This window comes from Stenotrophomonas sp. YIM B06876, assembly GCF_030711595.1.
Taxonomy (GTDB): Bacteria; Pseudomonadota; Gammaproteobacteria; order Xanthomonadales; family Xanthomonadaceae; genus Stenotrophomonas.
This window is the reverse complement of the sequence record NZ_JAUJUJ010000320.1, coordinates 1-959: the sequence shown is the minus strand read 5'-3', so window position 1 is coordinate 959 and position 959 is coordinate 1. Positions and strand designations below refer to the sequence as shown.

The following is a 959-nucleotide window of genomic DNA, read 5'->3' as shown; positions in this document are numbered from 1 at the left end:
CCTGCTCGACGATCTGGCGGTATTCGGCCTCGACCTGGTCGATGTAGCGCTGGCCCTCGGCCTTGACGAGGATCTTGATGCGCGCCTTCCAGGCGTTGTCGCGCCGGCCGTAGCGGTTGTAGACGCGGATCACGGCTTCGAGGTAATTCATGATCTGGTGCCACGGCAGGAACTCGCGCACCACGCTGCCGATGATGGGCGTGCGCCCCATGCCGCCGCCCACGCGCACCTGAAAGCCGACGCCGGCCAGCGGCCCGGTCTCTTGCGTGGCGAGCTGCTCGTCGCGCACCATTTGCAGGCCCACGTCGTACCAGGGCGTGGCGGCGCGGTCTTCGAGCGCGCCCGAGATGGCGATCTTGAACTTGCGCGGCAGGAAGGCGAACTCGGGGTGCAGCGTGCTCCACTGGCGCATGATTTCGCCGAACGGCCGCGGGTCGGCGATCTCGTCGGGCGCGATGCCGGCCAGCTCGTCGGCNGGCGAACTCGGGGTGCAGCGTGCTCCACTGGCGCATGATTTCGCCGAACGGCCGCGGGTCGGCGATCTCGTCGGGCGCGATGCCGGCCAGCTCGTCGGCGGTGATGTTGCGGATGCAGTTGCCGCTGGTCTGTATGCCGTGCATCTGCACGCTGGCCAGCAGGTCCATCACGTCGGCGCTTTTCACCAGCGGCACCCAGTTGAACTGCACGTTGGTGCGCGTGGTGAAGTGGCCGTAGCCATAGCCCAGCTCCGAGCCTATGCGCTGGCCGTTCGACAGCGTGATGTCGCCGAGCTGGTCCTGCGTGGCGCGCGCCTGGGCCAGCAGGCCGGCGTCGGGCTGGTCGTATTCGCGCGCGATGCGCGCCAGCACGCGCAGCTGGGCGCTGGCCAGCTCGCCATAGGGCACGGCAATGCGCAGCATGGGCGCGTAGCGCTGGATGTACCAGCCGTTTTGCAGGCGCAGGGGCTTGAACTCGTCCTC

At 68.5% G+C, this 959-nt stretch carries 1 pseudogene; it reads right to left on the bottom strand.

Features of this window, described 5'->3' with window-relative positions:
* Positions 1-959, bottom strand: a pseudogene (locus tag QZH66_RS19075) (nitrite/sulfite reductase); the annotation flags it as partial.